A 20,900-nucleotide genomic window follows, 5' to 3' on the forward strand; every position below is an offset into this window, starting at 1 on the left:
GGCGGAGCCGGACCCTGGATGCCTCTGGTCAAGGGTGTGCGTTTCGTTGTGGCGCGCGCTCCGGCGCGGTGAAAAATCGCGGATGAGGGGCGTCAGAAAGACGTCAGCAAGGGCTTGAAGAATTGCCCCGCGGGCATTCGCGCGCTTCTGCCAACCCCTGCCCTTGCGGCAGCCTCTCTACAAAACACCGAGACATGATCAAGATCTTTATCGCCTTCGCCATCTTCGCCGCCATTGCCATATTCGCTCTCATGAAAGGTGGTGACATCGACATGGGGGGCGAGAAGCACGGCATGGATCACGTCGAACACCCGGCCCCGACGGCACCCGCTGCAACGCCGGCCGCACCGGAAGCACCGGCTACGCCCGCCGCACCAGCTGAAGCCGCAAAGTAACAACGGCCTTCTTTGACCGGCGCACGGACAGTGCCGGTCAGTTCCGCGTCAGCCCCGGGTCAGTGCTCCGTAAGAGCAGGCGCCTAACCTTCATGTCACCCGAATCAACCCGAGAGACATGCATGGACGACAACCTGGTTCAACGGATCGCAAGCAACCCCGCGTACCAACAACTCAAAGCCAAACGGTCGCGTTTCGGCTGGTGGCTCACCCTGGCGATGATGGTCGTGTACTACGGCTTCATCCTGCTGGTGGCCTTCAACAAGCCGTTTCTTTCCCAGCGCCTGGGCGACGGTGTGATGACCGTCGGCATCCCGCTGGGCTTTGGCGTAATCCTGTTCACCATCATCGTCACGGCGGTGTATGTGCGGCGCGCCAACACCGAGTTCGATGAGCTGTCGGCGGCCGTCGCCAAGGCGGTGCGCCCATGAGCCGGCTGAACGACACCGCGCGCCGCGTGCTCACCCTGCTCGCGCTGGCCGGCGTGTCCGCCACAGCCTGGGCCGCTGGCGCCGACCTGGGCCAGGCCGACAAGCAGGCCACCAACTGGACGGCCATCGGCATGTTCGGCCTCTTCGTGCTGGGCACGCTGTACATCACCAAATGGGCCGCGGCCAAGACCCGCTCAGCGTCCGACTTCTACACTGCAGGCGGTGGCATCACCGGTTTCCAGAACGGTCTCGCGATCGCCGGTGACTACATGTCGGCGGCATCTTTCCTCGGCATTTCCGCGGCCGTGATGGCCAGCGGCTTCGACGGCCTGATCTACTCCATCGGTTTCCTGGTCGGTTGGCCCGTCATCACCTTCCTGATGGCCGAGCGCTTGCGCAACCTGGGCAAGTTCACCTTTGCCGACGTCGCCGCGTTCCGTTTCCAGCAGGCACCGATCCGCATCTTCGCGGCCTCGGGCACCCTGGTGGTGGTGGCCTTCTACCTGATCGCGCAGATGGTGGGTGCGGGCCAGCTGATCAAGCTGCTGTTCGGGCTGGAGTACTGGATCGCGGTCGTGATCGTCGGCGCGCTGATGATGGTCTACGTGCTGTTCGGCGGCATGACCGCCACCACCTGGGTGCAGATCATCAAGGCCTGCCTGTTGCTGGGCGGGGCTTCGTTCATGGCCTTCATGGTGCTGCTGCATTTCCACTTCAGCCCTGAGGCGATGTTCTCCGGCGCGGTGCAGATCAAGACCGACCTGGCCCTGAAGGACGGCAAGCTAGCCGATGCCGCTGCCACCATCGGGCAATCCATCATGGGTCCGGGCAACTTTGTGAAAGATCCGATCTCGGCCATCAGCTTCGGCATGGCACTGATGTTCGGCACCGCAGGCCTGCCCCACATCCTGATGCGCTTCTTCACCGTGCCCAGCGCCAAGGAAGCGCGCAAGTCGGTGATGTGGGCCACCGGCTGGATCGGCTACTTCTACCTGCTGACCTTCATCATTGGCTTCGGCGCCATCACTTTCGTGTTGACCAACCCGCAGTTCCTCGATGTCAAGGGTGGTTTGATTGGCGGTGCCAACATGGCGGCGGTGCACCTGGCGAACGCGGTCGGTGGCAACGTCTTCCTGGGCTTCATTTCGGCCGTCGCCTTCGCCACCATCCTGGCGGTCGTGGCCGGTCTGACGCTGTCGGGGGCATCCGCCGTCTCGCACGACCTGTACGCCACGGTGATCAAGCAGGGCAAGGCGGACTCGGCCGCCGAGCTGCGCGTCTCGCGCGTCACCACGGTCTGCCTGGGCCTGATCGCCGTGCTGCTCGGCATTGCGTTCGAGAAACAGAACATCGCCTTCATGGTGTCGCTGGCATTCGCCATCGCGGCCTCGGCCAACTTCCCAGTGCTGTTCATGAGCGTGCTCTGGAAGGACTGCACCACGCGCGGCGCGGTGATCGGTGGCTTCCTGGGTCTGGTGTCCTCGGTGGCACTCACGGTGGTGTCGCCATCGGTGTGGGAAGTCACGCTGGGCAACCCGGTGGGCTCGGCGCTGTTCCCGTACACCTCGCCGGCGCTGTTCTCGATGGCCATCGGCTTTGTCGGCATCTGGGTGTTCTCGCTGCTGGACAAAAGTCCACGCGCCCAGAAAGACCGCGCCGGCTTCCTGGCACAGCAGATCCGGTCGGAAACCGGCATCGGCGCCTCGGGCGCGTCAGGGCACTGAGCGGCAGCCGCGCAGCGGCTCCCCACACGTGGCCACCCGGGCGACCGGCGTGGCCACATTTCATTGCAAAGTGCCGTTTGCCGGCCCGCACCGAGGCGCCCAGAGTCCGTGACGGATTTCACATCCGGTCACCGGCATGGGGGGGGCAGGCCATGAACAGCACAGCAACCGTCGGCGTCAACAAGAGGCCCAAGGCCCTGTCGCTGCACATCGGCATCAACGAAGTCAGCGCGGCACACTACGCCGGCTGGAGCGGGCCGCTCGCGGCCTGCGAGTTCGACGCCCACGACATGGCGGCCATCGCCAAGGCCCAGGGCATGAAGGCGCCCTGCTCCTCACCCGCAAGGCCACGCGCGCCGCGGTGCTGATGGGCGCGCCGCGCATCGAACTGCCCTGCCAGGCCGTCACCGGTGACGGCCGCGGCCCGCTCGACACCGGCAGCGTGGTGCTCAACGCCACGGCCGATGGACGCGAACTGCACGGCACGCTGTAGAGCAATGGCGAGCAGGCAGAAACCCCGTTGCGGCTGGTGCGCCAGCCCTGATTCGTTTTCTCAACACAAGACCAGGAGGACACCGTGAACCAACCATCCGTGCACGGTCTGCACCGAACGCCTGCTGCCGGCCGAATCGGGATCGAACGCCCCTGGTGGCCGAAGACGACGACAGCGGCGTCGACACCAACGCCATGATCCGCACCAACCTCATCCCCGGCCACTACTGCGCGCAGGTGCGGCACTACCACCACGCCAGCGGCGTTGGCAGCGACTCGATCAAGGTGCGCAGGGTCTGAGCCCGACACCCTGCGCCCGCGCGCCGCTCAAACACAAACGCCCGCGACGCCGGAATTCCGGGCCGGGGGCGTTTGTCTGTCTGCCTGTCAGCGTGTCGATCAGGCGGGCACGGCCTCTGCAGGCGCAGCCACCGGCTGGCGAATCAGGTGATCGAAGGCGCTCAGCGCGGCCGTCGAACCGGCACCGGCCGCGATCACGATCTGCTTGTACGGCACCGTGGTGCAGTCACCCGCCGCGAACACGCCCGGCACATTGGTGTGGCCCTTGGCATCAATCTCGATTTCACCAAAGCGGCTCAACTCCACCGTGCCCTTGAGGAACTCGGTATTGGGCACCAGGCCGATCTGCACGAACACGCCTTCCAGCGCCACGTGCTTCACCTCGCCGCTCACGCGGTCCTTGTAGCTCAGGCCGTTCACCTTGCCATCGGCACCGGTGATTTCGGTCGTCTGCGCGTTCACATGGATGTCCACGTTGGGCAGGCTCTTGAGCTTGCTCACCAGCACCGCATCGGCCTTGAGCGCGTCGGCAAATTCAACCAGCGTCACGTGCTGCACGATGCCGGCCAGATCAATGGCCGCCTCGACGCCCGAGTTGCCGCCGCCGATCACCGACACGCGCTTGCCCTTGAACAGCGGGCCATCGCAGTGCGGGCAGTAGGCCACGCCCTTGTTGCGGTACTCGGCCTCACCGGGCACGTTGACATTGCGCCAGCGCGCACCTGTGGACAGGATCACGCTGCGCGCGCTCAGCACCGCACCGTTGGCCAGTTGCACCTGCACCAGGCCATTGGGTTCGCTGGCCGGAATCAGCTTCTCGGCGCGCTGCAGGTTCATGATGTCCACGTCGTAGTGGCGCACCTGCGCTTCGAGCGCGGCGGCGAACTTCGGGCCGTCGGTCTCCAGCACGCTGATGTAGTTCTCGATCGCCATGGTGTCGTTGACCTGGCCACCGAAACGCTCGGCCGCCACACCCACGCGGATGCCCTTGCGGGCGGCGTACACCGCAGCCGCGGCGCCCGCGGGGCCACCGCCGACGATCAGCACGTCGTAGGGGTCTTTGGCATTGAGCTTGGCCGCCTCGCGCGCATCGGCGTTCACGTCCAGCTTGGCGACGATCTCTTCCACCGTCATGCGACCCGAGCCGAACACCTCGCCATTGAGGAACACGATCGGCACGGCCATGATCTCGCGCGCCGTCACCTCGTCCTGGAAAGCGCCGCCTTCGATCACCGTGGTCTTGACCTTGGGATTGAGCACCGCCATCAGGCTCAGGGCCTGCACCACGTCCGGGCAGTTGTGGCAGGTCAGGGACATGTAGACCTCGAAGTTGAAGTCACCTTCCAGCGCCTGGATCTGTTCGATCACATCGGCTTCCACCTTCGGCGGGTGGCCACCGGTCCAGAGCAGCGCCAGCACCAGCGAGGTGAACTCGTGGCCCAGCGGCAGGCCGGCGAAACGCAGCGAGGTGTCGCTGCCCGCACGCTGCAGGGTGAACGACGGCTTGCGTGCGTCCTGCCCGTCGGCCTTCAGGGTGATCTTGTCGCTGCGCAGGCCCTGGATGGTCTGCAGCAGCTCCAGCGTGTCCCGCGAGCTCTCAGAGTCGTTCAAGGAAGCGACGATCTCGAAGGGTTGTGCCACGCGCTCGAGATAAGCGCCGAGTTGAGCCTTGAGGGTGTCGTCCAACATGATGTGTTTCCTTAAAAAGCGACTTTGAGAACCGGCCTCCTCACGAGTTGAAAGGCGGCCAGGGGCTGACCCGGCGGGCCTTCTGGGCCCGCGGGTTCTGCACGATCGAAGCGGTGAGGTCTGGCCTCATCGCGGCATCGGTGGTTTGAAGATCAGATCTTGCCGACCAGGTCCAGGGAAGGAGCGATGGTCTTGGCGCCTTCGTTCCACTTGGCGGGGCAGACTTCGCCCGGGTGAGCGGCGGTGTACTGAGCGGCCTTCAGCTTGCGCAGCGTTTCCTTGACATCGCGAGCGATTTCGTTGGAGTGGATTTCTGCTGTCTTGATGGTGCCTTCGGGGTTGATGATGAAGGTGCCGCGCAGTGCCAGGCCTTCTTCAGGGATCAGCACGCCGAAAGCGTTGGTCAGGGTGTGGGTCGGGTCGCCCACCAGCGGGAACTTGGCCTTGCCCACGGCGGGCGAGGTTTCGTGCCACACCTTGTGCGAGAAGTGCGTGTCGGTCGTGACGATGTAGACCTCGGCACCCAGCTTCTGGAACTCGGCGTAGTTTTCAGCCGCGTCTTCCACTTCGGTCGGGCAGTTGAAGGTGAAGGCAGCGGGCATGAAGATCAGGACCGACCACTTGCCCTTCAGCGTTTCGTCGCTGACATCGATGAACTTGCCGTTCAGGAAGGCCGTGGTTTTGAAAGGCTGGACTGCGGTGTTGATCAGGGACATGGTTTTTCCTTGGTTGGGTTGCGAAAGCGGTTTCGATCAGAAGGCACTCTGCATCGGCACGGGGCCAATGATAGCAAAAGACTACTGAACATCTGGATTGATAGTGTTTATCCACTCCATAGCTTTTCTTGTCGGCACGGAGGGAGTTCCACACAGCGGACATCGGGGTTCATCGGGCTCCGAGCACCGACTGTGCCACGCCCTCGCCATGCAGGCTGTCAGTCGGAAATACGCGCCAGCGCGTTGATCGCCACAGAACGCCTTGAACACCGCAAGATAATTATCGAAAACTTAACAAGAATCGTTTTCATTTGTAATAATAACGAAAGCAGCCAGCCAGCCCTCCCCAGCATCGTCTCCTTGTGTGACTTCGGTTTGAGTGGATCCAGCCAGCCATCCGTCTCCAACCCACATGCACATCTAAGGATTTTCGATGTCGAAAGCATCCTCTTCGCTGCCTGGCCAGCGTGGCGTTTCCTCAAGCTACCGTTTTCCCTTGCAAGCCACAGCCATGGCCTGCAGCCTGTACGCACTCAGCCTGGGTATGGCACATGCCCAACAAGTGGAAGGAGGGTCGCTGTCGGAGGTCGTGGTGTCTGCCTCGGGCTTCGAACAGAAGATCACCGACGCGCCCGCGTCCATCTCCGTGATCACCCAGGAAGAACTCGCCAAGCGGCCCTACGTCACCCTTCTCGACGCCGTGCGCGACATCGAAGGCGTGGACGTGGGAGAAACCCGCGACAAAACCGGCCAGGGCACGATCTCCATGCGTGGCATGGGTTCTGACTACACCCTGATCCTGGTAGACGGCAAGCGCCAGAACAACCACGGCGACATCTACCCGAACAGCTTCGCCGGCAACCAGTTCGGCCACGTGCCACCGATGGACGCCATCGAGCGCATCGAAGTGATCCGCGGCCCCGCCTCCACCTTGTACGGTGCGGACGCCATGGGCGGCGTGATCAACATCATCACGAAGAAGGTCGCGAGCAAGTGGAGCGCCTCGGTCACGCACAGCCGCTCCATCGAGTCGAAGAGCGAGTACGGCGACGACCGCACCACCGACTTCTACCTTTCCGGCCCTCTGGTGGCTGGCAAGCTGGGCCTGACCTTGCGCGGCAGCCTGTACAACCGCGACGCGTCCAACCCCACCTACGACTCGGTGACCGATCCCGCAGGTCGTGTCATCAACCGCTCCCTCGGCTTCGGCGGTGGTGGCAAGACCGTGGACAACGAAAACAAGGCCCTGGGTGCGCGGCTTTCATGGGCACTCACGGACAAGCAGACCGTCTACTTCGACATTGACACCTCCAAGCAGACCTACGACAACCGAATCCGCGTCAATGACGCTGGTGGCGAAGAATATCCAGTCGGGACCGTGGACTCGCTGGCCGCGATCTGGTCGGCCAGCGGCACAGGGGCGACACGCCGCGCCAATCCCCGCGCAGGCTACGCACCCGAACAGGAGTTCACACGCGACACGTTCTCGCTGACGCACGAGGGCAAGTGGGGCTTCGGGAACAGTACTGTCTCACTCTCGCATGTCGCCACCAACAACAACGGCCGCACCATGCCGTTTGGTGTGGAAGAGCGCAAGCACCTACTGGCCATGATTGACGCCAACGCGTACACCGCACCCGATGGAACCGTGCAAAGCTACGCCGGCATGTCCCTGGCCGATCGGCGAGCAACCGCCGCGGCCACGTTCCTGCCCCGCCCCAAGCGCACACTGGAGAGCCGCCAGTACACGCTGGACGGCAAGCTGGACATGCCCTTCGGCAACCACATGGTGGTGGTCGGTGCGCAGGTCGTGCGGGGCGAGCTGGAAGACGGCGTGTTCGGCATGGAAGGCGGCACAACCAGTGGTGTCCAGAGCCACAACATGACCTCGGTGTTTGTGGAAGACAGCTGGAACATGATCCCGCCACTGGTGGTGACCAGTGGCGTGCGCTACGACCACCACAACGTGTTTGGCAACCAGCTGAGCCCTCGCCTCTACGGTGTCTATACGCTGAATCCGAGTTGGACCATCAAGGGCGGCGCAGCCACAGGCTTCAAAACGCCCAAGACCACTCAGCTCTATGACGGCATCACCGGATTCGGGGGCCAGGGCGTCAGTCCGCAGTACGGCAACCCCAATCTGAAACCGGAAACCAGCCTCAGCAATGAACTGGCGGTCTACTGGCAACACCCGAACGGCCACAACTTCAATGCCACGGTGTTCCAGAACACCTTCAAGGACAAGATCTCCAGCCAACCCTGCGGCCCGACGACGAACATGCCCTGCGCCACTGTTGGGGACTTCGCCGATCTCGGCTACGCAGCAGGATCCACCCGCACGAGCAACATCGACAAGGCGGTGATTCAGGGCCTGGAGCTGGCTGGCCGTTGGCAGATTTCACGCACCATCGGGCTGCGCAGCAACTACACCTACACCGACAGCGAGCAGAAGAGTGGCGTCAACATCGGCAAGCCGCTGAACAACTCCGCCAAGCACATGTTCAACGCCTCGCTGGACTGGAAGGCGACCGACAAGCTGAGCTTCTTGCTGAGTGCGCAAGCGTTCATGGATCGCTACAACCGCGAACATCCGGTCACCAAAGCTCCCCTGTTCTACAAGGACTACCAAGTCTTCAACCTGGGTGCGTCGTATCAGCTCAACAAGAACGTGACGCTGAACGCCCGCATCAACAACCTGTTCAACCGCGACTTCACGAGCTACCACAGCGAGTTCCGCGACCTCGACGGTGATGGTGCCTACACGGGCACCAACGAAACGCTGCACTTCGACCACTACAACAACAAGGAAAAGGCTCGCAGCTTCTGGGTCAGCATGAACGTGCGCTTCTGATCCCGCCTCCCCCACCGCTGACACCCTCAGCGGTCCAGCGCCACGACCTTCGGGTCCTGGCGCTGTTTGTCGTTCCTGATGCCAATTCACAACAAAACGGAAAAATTGTGAATAGGAATGATTTTTATTAGTAATAATCCCGGCCGAAGCCAGCCCCAGCGCCCTCGGCTCTGCCGGTCCTTGACCGGCAGGTGCGAAGTGGAAGCCCGCCAGCCAACACTCCACCGCACCGCAAGGACTTACAACCATGGCGCAGATCCGCAGCCGCAAGCACAGCAAGCCCGTCCATCTCCTGGCCCTCCTGGCCGCCTCTGTCCCCGCCGCCGGCATGGCGCAACAGGCCGCCCCGACGCTGCCGACCGTGACCGTCAAGGAAGCACCCGAAGTGCCGTTCAAGGCCGACAAGTCGGCCAATGACAAGTTCACGGCACCTCTCGTCAACACGCCCAAGACCGTTCAGATCATCAAACGGGAGGTTCTGGAAGAACAAGGCGCTATCACCTTGATGGAAGCTTTGCGCAACACCCCAGGCATCACCATGCAGATGGGCGAGAACGGCAACACCTCGGCCGGCGACACCTTCCAGTTGCGTGGCTTCTCGCTGCAGCAGTCGACCTTCGTTGATGGCATCCGCGACCTCGGCGCCGTCACCCGCGACACCTTCAACCTTGAACAGGTGGAGATCGTCAAGGGCGCTGCCGGCACCGAAACGGGCCGTGGTGCGGCCTCCGGCTTTATCAACCTGATTTCCAAACAAGCCCATCTGGGCGACGAAAACAGCGCTTCGGGCACGCTTGGCACCGCGAGCCGCAAACGAGCCACCGTCGACCTGAACAAACAACTCAGCGACACCTCTGCCTTCCGCCTGAACGCCATGGTGCAGGACAGCGGCGTCGATGGCCGCGACCACGTCGACAACAAAGGGTATGGCGTGGGCCTCGCTTACGCAGCGGGTCTGGGCACGCCAACCCGCCTGAACATCTACAGCCAGCACCTGCGCCAGAAGAACACGCCCGACGGCGGCATTCCCGCCATCGGCTTCGCGGGCTACGCGTCAATCCCGGGCGCGGCCAAGGTGCGCCGCGACAACTACTACGGCAGCGTGAACGACCGAGAAAAGGTCGATGCCGACATGGTCACCGCCAAGATCGAACACGATCTGGGCCAGGGCACGACGGTGCGCAACATCACGCGCGTTGGCAAGAACCACATGGATCGCACGCTGACCGGCATCATCGGCATCACCGCCGTGGACACTGCGGCCACAGCCCTCAATCCGGCCGTTGTCGCCGCCAACCCCGCCACCTGGCTGGTGTCGCGCTCGCGCCAGCGTGTTGACCAGGAAAACACCATCGTTGCAAACCAGACCAGCGTGAGCAGCGAGTTCAATGCAGGTGGCCTGCAGCACTCGCTGGCAGCCGGTGTGGAACTGCTGCACGAAAAGCAAGTGTCTTTTGACCACGGCACGGCAGCAGCCACCACCCCGGCGGCCAACCTGTACAACCCCAATCCGCTCCAGGGCATGTACAACTTCGGCGGCCGCACTGGCGGAAAAACCGGTGGCACCACCAACACCATCGGCGCTTACGTTTTTGACACCGCCAAGTTCAACGAGCAGTGGTCTCTCAATGGTGGTCTCCGCGTGGACCGCTACAAGCTGAAAACCGACAACATCACCGCCGCAGGTGTACGGACCGCGCTCGACGATTCGCGCAGCCTCGTGAGCTGGAGCGTTGGAGGCATCTACAAACCGACGCAAGAGAGCAGCGTGTACGCCTCGTACGCCACCTCGGCAACGCCTCCGGGCGGCAACAACTTCCAGTTGAGCGCGGCAACGCCCACTGCGGGGTCCAATGCCAATGCAGCCCTCGATCCGCAACGCACCAAGACCATCGAACTCGGCAGCAAGTGGGAACTGTTGAACAAGCGCCTGAACGTTGCCGCCGCGGTCTTCCGCACGGTCAACGACAAACAGACCTCTTACGACGCGGTCAGCAACACCACCCAGCAGTTCGGCAAGACACAGGTTCAGGGCATCGAGTTGTCCGCGGTGGGGCAGATCACCAACTTCTGGCAGGTCACCGCAGGTCTGGCAAAAACCAGCACGAAACAGGTGAACCAACAGAACGCGACGGTGGCCACCACCGGTGTGCGCTGGTCGCCCGACCTCACGGCCACCTTGTGGACCTCGTACCAGCTGGACAAGTTCACCTTCGGCCTCGGCACGCGCTACGTCTCTGAAGCCAAACGTTTTGTCAACGCCACCGGCGCTCAGGGCAACCTGCCCAACGTGCCGTCTTACTGGGTCGCCGATGCCATGGTGGCCTACCAGGTCAGCGACAAAGTCAGCCTGCGCCTGAACGTCTACAACCTGTTCGACAAGGACTACCTCATGGCCGTGAACAACGGTGGCGGCCGCCTGGCGCTTGGGCAGCAGCGCTCTGCTGCCGTCACGGCCAACATCAAGTTCTGATCTCGTCCAACACCTCAGAACCGTGTGCAAAAAAGGCCCGCTCCAAGCGGGCCTTTTTCCATTCATTTTCTGCCGTTGATGAAGGCTTGCCCATGCTGCTGCACATTCCCCAGGTGCTGACCACCACCGAAGTGGCCGAGATCCGCGATGCGCTCGACACCCAGGGTTGGGTGGATGGCCTGCGCTCCACCGGGCCGCAGGCGGCCAACGTGAAACGCAACCTGCAACTCGACACCGCCTCGCCGGTGTTCGCACCGCTCTCGCAACGCATCGCTCAGGCCTTGCACCGCCACCCGCTGTTCGTGTCGGCGGTGTTGCCGAACACCATGCTGCCGCCCATGTTCAACCGCTATGAAGGCGGCGGGCACTACGGCAACCACGTGGACAACACGATCCAGACCGACCGCTTCAGCGGCCTGAAGGCGCGCACCGATGTGTCCACCACCGTGTTTCTCAGCGCGCCCGGCGAATACGAGGGCGGCGAGTTGATTGCCGAAGACAGCTTCGGCACGCACGAGATCAAGCTCGATGCCGGTGACGCCATCGTCTACCCTGCCACCAGCCTGCACCGCGTGGAGCCTGTCACCCGCGGCGTGCGCGTGGCGTCCTTCCTCTGGACCCAGAGCCTGGTGCGCGATGCGTGGCGGCGCTCGATGCTGTTCGAGCTCGACATGAACATCCTCAAACTGCGCCACCAGTTGGGTGACAGCGCCGAGGTGGTGGCGCTGACCGGCCACTACCACAAGCTGTTGCAGCAGTGGGCGGAGGTCTGATCGCCCCCTGCCGCGCTGCCCGGGTTGATCTCAGGACAGTGGCGGTGGCGGGCCGGCCCAGTCGCCGCCGAGGGCTTTGTACAGATCAAGCGCAGCGCTCAGGCGCGACAGGCTTTGTGCCGCCAGGGCGTCCTGCGCGGTGAACAGCGTGCGCTGCGCGTCGAGCACCGACAGCAGATCACCACTGCCCTCGCGGTAACGCAGCTCGGCCAGTTGCAGTGAGCGCTGCGCCTGCGCCACCACCTCGCGCTGCAAGGCTTCCTGGCGCTGGCTGCGCTCCACGTTGCCCAGGCCGTCGTCGACTTCCTTGAGCGCGGTGCGGATCGCCTTGCCGTAGTTCTCGATCAGCACCACACGCTGCGACTCGGTGCTGCGCACCTGCAGGCGCTGCCTGCCACCATCGAAGATCGACTGCGCCAGCGACAGGCCGATCGACACGCCGCGCGTGGGGTCGGCCAGGCTGAGCAGAGCCGAGCTGCCCAGGCTGCCCGATGCGGAGAGCGAGAGGCTGGGCAACAAGGCGGCGCGCGCGGCTTCGATGTTGGCGTCGGACGCGGCCAGTTGCGCCTCAGCCGACGCCAGATCGGGCCGACGCGTGAGCAGCGAGGATGGCAGGCCGGGCGACAGCGCGGGCACCCGCAACTGAGTGAACTCGCCCGCTTCCGGCACATAACCCTGCGGCACGCGGCCCAGCAGCAGCGCGAGCGCGGTGGCGGTCTGGCGCTGTTGCAGCTCCAGCGGCAACAAGGCGGTGCGCTGCGACAGCACGGTGGTGCGCTGTTGCGAAACCTCCAGCGCGGTGGCCACGCCGTTGCGCTGGCGCGCCTCCACGATGCCCAGCACGCGCTCGGCGATGGCCAGGTTTTCGCGCGCGATGCGCAGGCGCTCGGCGGTGTTGAGCCAGAGGAAATAGTTGTTGGCGACGCCGGTGAGCAGGGTCAGCCGCGCGGTCTTCCAGTCGTACTGGCTGGCCTGAAAGGACGCCTCACCCGCACGCACACCGGCGGCGATGCGGCCCCACAGGTCCACCTCGTAACTCACCGACAAGCCGGCACTGCTCGCCTCACGCGAGGTGGAGGCCACGCCCGGTGCTTCGGTGCGGCTGGCCGAGGTGCCCAGATTGCCGCCCACCGAGGGCAGACGCGAGACACCGGCCTGCTGCAGCGCGATGTCGGCCTGCCGCATGCGTTCGATGGCAATGCGCAAGTCCGGGCTGCCAGCCTGGGCTTCTTCGATCAGGCGCTCCAGCGGCTGCGAGCCGAAGGATTGCCACCAGGCGGTGGTGAGCTGCGGTGCTTCAGCGGGTGCGAGTGCCGGGCTCCAGGCGGCCGGCATGTCGACCACCGGCGCACGCGCCGGTTCGCGGGTGGCGCAAGCCTGCAGGAGCAGAGCGATGGCCAGCACCAGCGGCTTGGCAAACGGGTACGTCAAGGGTTTCATCACAGTGCTTATTCGGAAGACAGGGCCACCACAGGGTCCAGCCGCGCGGCCTTGCGCGCCGGCAGGTAACCAAAGATCAGGCCGGTGGCGAACGCGCAGCCGAAGGCCAGCACCACCGGCGTGACCGAGTACTGCACGGCGGTGCCGGTGGCACCGATCACGAAGGCCACGCCCAGGCCGATCACCACGCCGATCAACCCGCCGAGTGCGGACACCACCAGCGCCTCGATCAGGAACTGCTGCAGGATGTTGCGCATGCGCGCCCCCGTGGCCATGCGGATGCCGATCTCGCGGGTGCGCTCGGTCACGCTCACCAGCATGATGTTCATCACCCCGATGCCGCCCACCAGCAGCGAGATCGCCGCGATGGAACCGAGCAGGATGGTCATGGTGTTCTGCGTTTCGGTCGCGGTGTCGATGATCGACGCCATGTTGCGGATCTGGAAGTCGATGACGCCATGGCGTTCGGCCAGCAGCGACTCCACCGCCGACTGCGTCTCGTCGATGCGGCCCACATCGGCCACCGCCACCGTCACGTTGCGCAGGAAGCGCTGGCCCGAGAGCCGCAACTGGCTGGTGGCGTAAGGCACCATCACCACATCGTCCTGGTCCTGGCCGCTGGGCGAGGCGCCGCGTGCGCTCATCACACCCACCACCTGGAAGATCAGGTTGTTGACCAGCACGTACTTGCCCAGCGGCTCTTCACCGCCCGGGAACAGCGCGTTGGCCACGGTCTGGCCCAGCACCGCCACGGTGGCGTACTCCTGTTCGTCCTCGTCGGTGAAGAAGGTGCCGCGCGCCACCTTCCACTGGCGCGCAATCGGAAACTTGGACGAGGTGCCCAGCACGCTGCTGGCGTAGTCGGATTCGCCGTAGCGCAGCGTGGCGTTGCTGCTCTGCTCCGGCACGGCGGCCAGCACGTTGGGCACTTCCTTGTCGATGGCGTTCACATCCGACAGCACCAGCGTGGCGATGTTCTGGAACCCACGCTGGTTCGGCGCACCGGGGCGCACCAGCAGCAGGTTGGAGCCCATCGCGCTGATGCGGTCGATCACCACCTGCTTGGCGCCATCACCGATGGCCAGCATGGCGATCACCGAGGCCACACCGATCACGATGCCCAGCAGCGTGAGGATGGCGCGGAACACGTTGGCACGCAGCGCGCGCAGCGCGGTCTTGGCGGCCTCGACCACATCGCTCAGGTGCGAGATGCGGCCGGCGCGTGCCGTCCAGTTCTGCGCCGCCTGGGCCGCCGCACCTTCGGGCGGACGCGGCCCGGGGTCGGCCACGATGTTGCCGTCCTTGATCTCGATCACGCGGTGCGCGTTCGCCGCCACTTCGGCGGCGTGGGTGATCAGGATCACCGTGTGGCCTTGTGCCGCCAGGTCCTTGAGCAGCACCATCACGTCGGCACCGCTCTTGCTGTCGAGCGCGCCGGTGGGTTCGTCGGCCAGGATCACGCGCCCGCCGTTCATGAGCGCGCGCGCAATCGACACACGCTGCTGCTGCCCGCCCGAGAGCTGGTTGGGCCGGTGGTGCATGCGGTCGCCCAGGCCGAGCGAGCCGAGCAGTTCGGACGCGCGTGCGTGGCGTTCGGCCGGCGGGATGCCGGCGTACACAGCCGGCACTTCCACGTTCTCGGCGGCGGTGCCGGTGGCGATCAAGTTGTAGCTCTGGAACACGAAGCCGAAAGCATCGCGGCGCAGCTCGGCAAGCTCGTCGCGCTCCAGCTCCGACACGTCGCGCCCCATGAACAGGTAGCGCCCGGTGGTGGGCTTGTCCAGGCAGCCCAGGATGTTCATCAACGTGGATTTGCCGGAACCCGACGCACCCATGATGGCGACCAGCTCGCCGGGGTAGATCTTCAGGTCGATGCCGTGCAGCACCTCCACCGCCAGGTCGCCGTTGCGGTAGGTCTTGGTGATGCCGCTCAGGTCGATCAGGGGCACGCCCGCGGCGGCACCTTGCGGCGCGGCGCGCAGGGCCTCGGCCTCGGTCGAATGCGGCAACTGGCTCATCGACGCGCCCCGGCTGCGGCACCACCCGGCATGCCACCCGGACCACCCGGGCCCGCCATGCCCTGCGGCCCCATGCCCGCACCTTGTGGCGACGCCGAGGCGCGGCGCTCCGGCTCGCGCACGCCGGCGATCACGCGCTCACCTTCCTTCAGGCCCGACAGCACTTCGGCATGCACACGGTTGCTGATGCCGATGGTGATCTCGCGCTCTTCGATCTTGCCGTCCTCCGTCATGACCTTGACCTTGGCCTGGCGCGGGCCGCGCGTGTTGCGCGGCGCGTCGTTGCGCGGCATGCCGCTGCTCACGGTGCCCGAGGGGGCTGGCGCGGCTGCGTCCTTGCTGGTGGCATCCCGGTTGTTGCCGCCCGCCGCTGCGGCATCGCCTTGGTTGGGACGCACACGCGCCGCATTGCTGCCGCCGGCCGCACCGTTGGTGCCGGCAGCCGCGGCACGCGGTTGAGCGGCAGCCGGGGCATTGCCGTTGCCAGCCGCTTGCGCCTCGCGCTCCTGGCGGCGTTGCTCACGGAACTTCGTGCGCTCTTCTTCCGACATGTTCTGGAACGCCTCGGGGCCCATGCGCGGACGCTCGCCCGCTGCGCCCGTGCCACCACCTTGCGCTTCGCGTTCCTTGCGGCGTTGCTCGCGGAACTTTGCGCGCTCTTCTTCCGACATCTTCTGGAACGCTTCCCGATCCATGCGCGGGCGTTCGCCTGCGCTGGTGGCCTGGGCCAGCAACGTGGTGTCGGCCACCGTCTTGAATGCCGCCGCGGGAATCGCCGACGTGGTCGTGCCGCGTGTGCTCGGTGTTGACGGTGCGGGCGCTGCGGGAGCCGCAGGGGGTGTCGCGGCCGGTGCCGGCACGCTTGGCTGGGTCTGGCCCGGGGCGCGGTTGCTGCCCTGTCCACCCTGACCTGCCCCGCCCCGGTTGCCACCCTGCGGGCCACGCTGGATGGTCAGCGCCGACATCGGCACCACCAGCACGTCTTTCGCCTCGGCCACCACGAAGAACACCTGCGCCGTCATCTGCGTCATCAGGCTGCGGTTGTGGTTGGGCACTTCGAACAGCGCGTTGTAGAGCACCACGTTGTTGGTCACGGTGGGGGTCGGTTCGATCTTCTTGAGCTCACCGTACCAGCGCCGGCCCTGGCCGCCCAGGGTGGTGAAGTAGACCGGCATGCCGCCGCGCAGCTTGCTCACGTCGGCCTCGGACACCTGGGTCTGCACCGTCATCACCGACAGGTCAGCGATGCGCAGCAGCGTCGGTGCAGACTGGTTGGTGTTCAGCGTCTGACCCTGGCGCGCGGTGATGCTCACCACCGTGCCGGACATGGGCGCATAGATCTTGGTGAACTTGAGGTTGGCCTCTTCCACCCGCATGCTGGCCTGCAACTGCTCCATCGACGCTTTGAGCGAGTTGATCTGAGCGCGCGCCGTGCGCACGGTGGTCTCTGCGTTCTGCAGGGTCTCGGCGGTGGTCGCGTCTTCCGCCATCAGGTTCTTCTGGCGTTGCAGGTCGCGCTCTGCCTTGGCCAGGTTGAGTTCGCGCTCGACCATCTGGGCCGCTTGCGAGCGCAACTGGGCCTTGCTGGCATCGACCCGCGCCTGCGAGGTTTCCGCGTCGATCTCGGCGAGCAAATCCCCTTCCTTGATCTCGCTGCCCACCTCCACATGCAGCTTGCGCAGCTGGCCCGACACCTGGGCACCCACGTCCACGTAGTCGCGCGGCTGCAGCGCGCCGGTGGCGCTCACCTGGTCTTCGATGTCGCCACGCTGCACGGTGGCCGTGATGTAGGCGCTCTCGGTCTTGGCGCCCGGGCCCCAGCGGTACCAGGCGTAGGCACTGCCGCCCAGCAGGGCGAGGACCACGAGCGCGATCAGCGCCAGGCGCCCGGTGCGACGGCGAGGTTTGACGGGTGGGGCTTTGACTTCGTTCATACGGTGGGGGCGTCTTGATGGACCGGTGCGGTGAGGCAATGCCGGGAATGATGCGGGATATTGCCCATCAAATATGGAAAGAATGAGCACGGTCCGCGCAGCCTGCGTGCACAAAGTTTGAACGATTTGGGTTTAGGCTTGCATGCACCATGCAGACCGACCGTTCCGCAACCCCTGCTCCGCCGCGCGCCTGGCTCTCGCGCTTCGACACCTTGCGCGTGAAACTGTTCCTGGCCATCGCCGGAGCCAACGTGGTGCTGGTGATGTCGATCTACCTGATCTACAGCTGGAGCTTCGACAAAGGGCTGGTGGAGTACCTGAACAAGGCCGACGAAAACCGGCTGCAGCCAATGATCGTGCGGCTGGCCGAGGGCTACCGCCAGAACGGCAACTGGGAGTGGATCACCGAGGACCACCAGCGCTGGCAGGACCTGTCGCGCGAGGTGCTGGGCACCGGCCGCATGCCGCGCCGCCCGGGCGAAGGCACGCCGCCGCCGCATGCGCTGCCGGGCGCAGCCACCGCCACGCCGGCCCCCACACCCGCCCCGGCACCAGGCGTTGCACCCGCGGTGCCCGGCACGCCGCCGCCCCCGCCCACCTTCACCATCGACCCGCGCCTGCTGCTGCTGGACCCGCAGCGCAACCTGCTGGCCGGCCCGGAAGGTCGCACCGAACAGGCGGTGCTCAAACCCATCACGGTCAACAACGAGCTGGTCGGCTATCTCGGCTACGTGCCGCGCCTGCAGATGGTGGCCTCGCTGGAACGTGTCTTCCTCGGGCAGCAACGCCGCACCTTCGCCGTCATTGCGCTCGGCATGCTGGCGGCGGTGCTGCTCAACGCGGCGCTGATCGCGCGCTGGTTGTCCCGGCGCCTGCGGGTGCTGGGTGAAGGCACGGCCGCCGTCGCGCAGGGCGACTACAGCGTGCGCCTGCCGATCCGCGGCCACGACGAACTGACCCAGCTGGCCGGTGCCTTCAACCACATGGCGTCTTCGCTGCAGGCGGCGCAACACGCACGCCAGCAGTGGATTGCCGACATCGCCCACGAACTGCGCACGCCGCTGGCCACACTGCGCGCCGAGATCGAGGCGCTGCAGGACGGCGTCCGCCAGCCCAACACCGCCAACCTCGATTCGCTGGCACAGGAAGTCAGCCGCCTCACGCGGCTCGTGGAAGACCTGCGGCTGCTGTCGCTGTCCGACCTGGGTGCGCTCGACTACCGGCCGGCATCGATCGACCTCGGCCGCTTCGTCGGCCACCACCTGAGCGACGCTACCGGCCTGCCCGGCAAAGCCTTGCAGGTGCGCACCGACCTCGCGCCGCAGGTGGAGATCCGCGCCGACGGCGACCGGCTGGACCAGGTGCTGTCCAACCTGCTGCAGAACACGCAACGCTACACCGACGACCCGGCCACGCTCAGCGTGCAGGTGCGCCGGCACGAACACGAAGCCCAGCTCACCTGGGAAGACAGCGGCCCCGGCGTACCGCCCGAAGCCCTGCCCCGCCTGACCGAGCGCCTGTACCGGGTGGACAGTTCACGCGCCAGCGTCAGCGGTGGCTCCGGCCTAGGCCTGGCCATCGCACACGCCATCGTCGAAGGCCACGGCGGGCGCATGCGGGCCTCGGCCAGCGCGCTGGGTGGCCTGCGCTGGGACATCTGGCTGCCCTTGAACACGGACACTGCACATGGCTGAAGCGCAAAGCATCCTGATCGTCGAAGACGAAAACAAGATCGCCGCCGTGCTGGTGGACTACCTCATGCAGTCCGGCTACGACACGCACCACCTCACGCGCGGCGACGAGGTGGAAGACTGGCTGGAAAGCCACCCGGTGGATCTGGTGCTGCTCGACCTGATGCTGCCCGGCAAGAGCGGACTGGACGTCTGCAAGGCCCTGCGCGCCGGCCAGCCCGGCCGTCCGGCACCGGCCATCATCATGGTGACGGCGCGGGTGGAAGAGATCGACCGCCTGCTCGGCCTCGAACTCGGTGCCGACGACTACATCTGCAAGCCCTTCAGCCCGCGCGAGGTGATTGCGCGCGTGAAGGCGGTGCTGCGCCGGGGCACGCACGCGGTCGCTGCCGGCCCGGACGCGTTGCCGCACGGCCTGCAGCTGGAAGACGCGGCCTGGCGCGCCACCATCGCCGGGCACGACCTCGGCCTGACCGCGGTGGAGTACCAGCTGCTCAAGGTGCTGAGCGCGCGGCCCGGGCGCATCTTCTCGCGCGAACAGCTGATGGACTCGATGTACCAGGACGAACGCGTCGTCTCCGACCGCACCGTCGACAGCCACATCAAGAAGCTGCGCCGCAAGATCCAGGAGCAGTTGCCGGAGCAGGAGCTGATCCACTCGGTCTACGGCCTGGGCTACAAGTACGAGCCCTGAAGAGGTGTGCCCGCCCGCGCCGGGCGGAATTGTTCCCATGTATAAACAGCAGGCCGTGCCTGCTGGACCATGGCGCCATTCCTCCGAGCACGATGCCCACTCCACCTTCTTCTTCGCACCGCGCACACCCGCAGCTTCCGGACGGCGTGGTGACACTCTCCGACCACGAGCGGCATGCGCGCAGCCTGCTGGACGAATCCGCCTGGGCCTACCTGTTCGGCGCCGCCGGCGACGAGCTGACCCTGGCCAGCAACCTCCGGGCCTGGCAGGAAATGACACTGCTGCCGCGCGTGCTCAGGCCACTGGCGGGCGGGCACACGCGGGTCGAGCTGCTCGGCCGCACGCTGGCGCACCCGATCCTGATCGCCCCCATGGCCTACCAGCGTCTCGCCCACCCCGACGGCGAACACGCGACCGCACTGGCGACGGCGGCCCTCGGTGCCGGACTGGTGTTCAGCACCCAGGCGTCGGCGCCGCTGGAAGAGATTGCCTCCATGTTCCTGCGCGAAGCCGGACGTGGCCCGCTGTGGTTCCAGCTCTACCTGCAGCACGACCGCGGCTTCACGCAAGCCCTGGTGCAACGCGCCGAAGCCGCGGGTTACGAGGCCCTGGTGCTCACCGTGGACGCGCCGGTGCAAGGCGCGCGCGACCGCGAGCGCCGCAGCGGCTTCCGCCTGCCGCAGGGCGTGGCGGCGGTCAACCTCGATGGCCTGCGCGCGCCGGCCGCGCGCCCATTGACCACCGGGCAAAGCGCGCTGTTCGACGACCTGCTCTGCCACGCACCGAGCTGGGATCACATCGCCTGGCTGCGCTCCATCACCCGCCTGCCGGTGCTGCTCAAGGGCATCCTGCACCCCGACGACGCACGCCAGGCGGTGGCCTGCGGTGCGGCCGGCGTGATCGTGTCCAACCACGGTGGCCGCACGCTGGACACCGCGGTCAGCACCGCCAGCGCGCTGCCCGCCGTGGTGCAGGCGGTGCAAGGCGCGGTGCCGGTGCTGGTGGACGGCGGCATCCGGCGCGGCACCGACGTACTCAAGGCCATCGGCCTGGGCGCCAGCGCGGTGCTGCTGGGCCGCCCGGCGTTGCACGGCCTCACGAATGCCGGCGCCACCGGCGTGGCCCATGTGCTGCGCCTGCTGCGCGACGAGCTGGAAATCGCCATGGCGCTGACCGGCTGCCGCACGCTGGCCGACGCTCCTGACGCACTGGCCACGGTGCACCCGCGCCCGCGCCCGCCCGCCTGAAAAATTGGCAGGTTTTTTCGCTTTACTTTGAG

The 20,900-nt window shown here is 65.8% G+C and carries 17 protein-coding genes; 12 read left to right on the forward strand and 5 right to left on the reverse strand.

Annotation, left to right across the window (positions count from 1 at the left end; translation table 11 throughout):
• The first annotated feature begins 194 nt into the window (after positions 1-194).
• From HPA01S_RS14795 to HPA01S_RS23150, 6 genes are all read left to right on the forward strand, one after another.
• A complete protein-coding gene (locus tag HPA01S_RS14795) occupies positions 195-395 on the forward strand; it encodes a hypothetical protein (RefSeq protein ID WP_066271485.1) in 201 nt (66 codons plus the stop codon).
• A gap of 122 nt (positions 396-517) precedes the next feature.
• Positions 518-826 (forward strand): DUF485 domain-containing protein, encoded by a 309-nt coding sequence (locus tag HPA01S_RS14800; protein WP_066271487.1) that lies wholly within the window; start codon positions 518-520, stop codon positions 824-826.
• A complete protein-coding gene (locus HPA01S_RS14805; RefSeq protein ID WP_066271489.1) occupies positions 823-2,550 on the forward strand; it encodes a cation acetate symporter in 1,728 nt (575 codons plus the stop codon). Before HPA01S_RS14800 ends, HPA01S_RS14805 begins: the two co-directional genes overlap by 4 nt.
• Before the next feature lie 152 nt (positions 2,551-2,702).
• Positions 2,703-2,918, forward strand: a complete 216-nt coding sequence (locus HPA01S_RS14810) for a hypothetical protein (RefSeq protein ID WP_066271492.1) — start codon at positions 2,703-2,705, stop codon at positions 2,916-2,918.
• Positions 2,918-3,043: a hypothetical protein gene (locus tag HPA01S_RS23730; RefSeq protein WP_281193144.1), complete on the forward strand. Its 126-nt coding sequence runs from the start codon at positions 2,918-2,920 to the stop codon at positions 3,041-3,043. Before HPA01S_RS14810 ends, HPA01S_RS23730 begins: the two co-directional genes overlap by 1 nt.
• Positions 3,044-3,198: 155 nt before the next feature.
• Positions 3,199-3,342: a hypothetical protein gene (locus HPA01S_RS23150; RefSeq protein WP_157085039.1), complete on the forward strand. Its 144-nt coding sequence runs from the start codon at positions 3,199-3,201 to the stop codon at positions 3,340-3,342.
• 99 nt (positions 3,343-3,441) lie between these two features.
• Here the strand turns inward: HPA01S_RS23150 and ahpF are convergent, their stop codons facing one another.
• Positions 3,442-5,031 (reverse strand): alkyl hydroperoxide reductase subunit F, encoded by a 1,590-nt coding sequence (ahpF, locus tag HPA01S_RS14815; protein WP_066271494.1) that lies wholly within the window; start codon positions 5,029-5,031, stop codon positions 3,442-3,444.
• Positions 5,032-5,183: 152 nt separating this feature from the next.
• Positions 5,184-5,747, reverse strand: coding sequence for an alkyl hydroperoxide reductase subunit C (gene ahpC / locus HPA01S_RS14820; RefSeq protein WP_066271496.1), 564 nt, complete (start codon positions 5,745-5,747; stop codon positions 5,184-5,186).
• A gap of 433 nt (positions 5,748-6,180) precedes the next feature.
• Between ahpC and HPA01S_RS14825 the strand changes: the two genes are divergently transcribed.
• The 3 genes from HPA01S_RS14825 (at position 6,181) to HPA01S_RS14835 (ending at position 11,844) form a co-directional block, all read left to right on the forward strand.
• Positions 6,181-8,598 (forward strand): TonB-dependent receptor domain-containing protein, encoded by a 2,418-nt coding sequence (locus tag HPA01S_RS14825; RefSeq protein ID WP_084360704.1) that lies wholly within the window; start codon positions 6,181-6,183, stop codon positions 8,596-8,598.
• 247 nt (positions 8,599-8,845) lie between these two features.
• Positions 8,846-11,071 (forward strand): catecholate siderophore receptor Fiu, encoded by a 2,226-nt coding sequence (locus HPA01S_RS14830; RefSeq protein ID WP_066271499.1) that lies wholly within the window; start codon positions 8,846-8,848, stop codon positions 11,069-11,071.
• A 92-nt stretch (positions 11,072-11,163) separates the two neighbouring features.
• Positions 11,164-11,844, forward strand: coding sequence for a Fe2+-dependent dioxygenase (locus HPA01S_RS14835; protein WP_066271501.1), 681 nt, complete (start codon positions 11,164-11,166; stop codon positions 11,842-11,844).
• A 30-nt stretch (positions 11,845-11,874) separates the two neighbouring features.
• On the opposite strand, the gene HPA01S_RS14840 is transcribed toward HPA01S_RS14835, so the two are convergent.
• Genes HPA01S_RS14840 through HPA01S_RS14850 form a run of 3 tightly spaced genes read right to left on the reverse strand, consistent with a single transcriptional unit; the run spans position 11,875 to position 17,236 of the window.
• Positions 11,875-13,284 (reverse strand): efflux transporter outer membrane subunit, encoded by a 1,410-nt coding sequence (locus tag HPA01S_RS14840; RefSeq protein ID WP_066271502.1) that lies wholly within the window; start codon positions 13,282-13,284, stop codon positions 11,875-11,877.
• Between the two features lie 8 nt (positions 13,285-13,292).
• Positions 13,293-15,302 (reverse strand): MacB family efflux pump subunit, encoded by a 2,010-nt coding sequence (locus HPA01S_RS14845; protein WP_066271504.1) that lies wholly within the window; start codon positions 15,300-15,302, stop codon positions 13,293-13,295.
• Positions 15,299-17,236: an efflux RND transporter periplasmic adaptor subunit gene (locus HPA01S_RS14850; protein WP_066271508.1), complete on the reverse strand. Its 1,938-nt coding sequence runs from the start codon at positions 17,234-17,236 to the stop codon at positions 15,299-15,301. The genes HPA01S_RS14845 and HPA01S_RS14850 overlap by 4 nt, the downstream gene beginning before the upstream one ends.
• 149 nt (positions 17,237-17,385) lie before the next feature.
• Between HPA01S_RS14850 and HPA01S_RS14855 the strand changes: the two genes are divergently transcribed.
• The 3 genes from HPA01S_RS14855 to HPA01S_RS14865 all read left to right on the forward strand — a co-directional run bounded on the left by HPA01S_RS14855 (position 17,386) and on the right by HPA01S_RS14865 (position 20,868).
• On the forward strand, positions 17,386-18,930 hold the full coding sequence (locus tag HPA01S_RS14855) for an ATP-binding protein (protein WP_066271509.1): 1,545 nt from the start codon (positions 17,386-17,388) through the stop codon (positions 18,928-18,930).
• Positions 18,923-19,621, forward strand: a complete 699-nt coding sequence (locus HPA01S_RS14860; protein ID WP_066271510.1) for a response regulator — start codon at positions 18,923-18,925, stop codon at positions 19,619-19,621. Before HPA01S_RS14855 ends, HPA01S_RS14860 begins: the two co-directional genes overlap by 8 nt.
• A gap of 92 nt (positions 19,622-19,713) precedes the next feature.
• A complete protein-coding gene (locus HPA01S_RS14865) occupies positions 19,714-20,868 on the forward strand; it encodes an alpha-hydroxy acid oxidase (RefSeq protein WP_066271511.1) in 1,155 nt (384 codons plus the stop codon).
• Positions 20,869-20,900 lie beyond the last annotated feature (32 nt).

Origin of the sequence: Hydrogenophaga palleronii NBRC 102513, from assembly GCF_001571225.1 — a bacterium.
GTDB classification, from domain to species: Bacteria; Pseudomonadota; Gammaproteobacteria; order Burkholderiales; family Burkholderiaceae_C; genus Hydrogenophaga; species Hydrogenophaga palleronii.

Coding starts and splice junctions, on each gene's coding strand:
- HPA01S_RS14795 (WP_066271485.1), top strand. CDS start 195: ATGATCAAGATCTTTATCGCCTTCGCCATCTTCGCCGCCATTGCCATA.
- HPA01S_RS14800 (WP_066271487.1), top strand. CDS start 518: ATGGACGACAACCTGGTTCAACGGATCGCAAGCAACCCCGCGTACCAA.
- HPA01S_RS14805 (WP_066271489.1), top strand. CDS start 823: ATGAGCCGGCTGAACGACACCGCGCGCCGCGTGCTCACCCTGCTCGCG.
- HPA01S_RS14810 (WP_066271492.1), top strand. CDS start 2,703: ATGAACAGCACAGCAACCGTCGGCGTCAACAAGAGGCCCAAGGCCCTG.
- HPA01S_RS23730 (WP_281193144.1), top strand. CDS start 2,918: ATGGGCGCGCCGCGCATCGAACTGCCCTGCCAGGCCGTCACCGGTGAC.
- ahpF (WP_066271494.1), bottom strand. CDS start 5,031: ATGTTGGACGACACCCTCAAGGCTCAACTCGGCGCTTATCTCGAGCGC.
- ahpC (WP_066271496.1), bottom strand. CDS start 5,747: ATGTCCCTGATCAACACCGCAGTCCAGCCTTTCAAAACCACGGCCTTC.
- HPA01S_RS14825 (WP_084360704.1), top strand. CDS start 6,181: ATGTCGAAAGCATCCTCTTCGCTGCCTGGCCAGCGTGGCGTTTCCTCA.
- HPA01S_RS14830 (WP_066271499.1), top strand. CDS start 8,846: ATGGCGCAGATCCGCAGCCGCAAGCACAGCAAGCCCGTCCATCTCCTG.
- HPA01S_RS14835 (WP_066271501.1), top strand. CDS start 11,164: ATGCTGCTGCACATTCCCCAGGTGCTGACCACCACCGAAGTGGCCGAG.
- HPA01S_RS14840 (WP_066271502.1), bottom strand. CDS start 13,284: ATGAAACCCTTGACGTACCCGTTTGCCAAGCCGCTGGTGCTGGCCATC.
- HPA01S_RS14845 (WP_066271504.1), bottom strand. CDS start 15,302: ATGAGCCAGTTGCCGCATTCGACCGAGGCCGAGGCCCTGCGCGCCGCG.
- HPA01S_RS14850 (WP_066271508.1), bottom strand. CDS start 17,236: ATGAACGAAGTCAAAGCCCCACCCGTCAAACCTCGCCGTCGCACCGGG.
- HPA01S_RS14855 (WP_066271509.1), top strand. CDS start 17,386: ATGCAGACCGACCGTTCCGCAACCCCTGCTCCGCCGCGCGCCTGGCTC.
- HPA01S_RS14860 (WP_066271510.1), top strand. CDS start 18,923: ATGGCTGAAGCGCAAAGCATCCTGATCGTCGAAGACGAAAACAAGATC.
- HPA01S_RS14865 (WP_066271511.1), top strand. CDS start 19,714: ATGCCCACTCCACCTTCTTCTTCGCACCGCGCACACCCGCAGCTTCCG.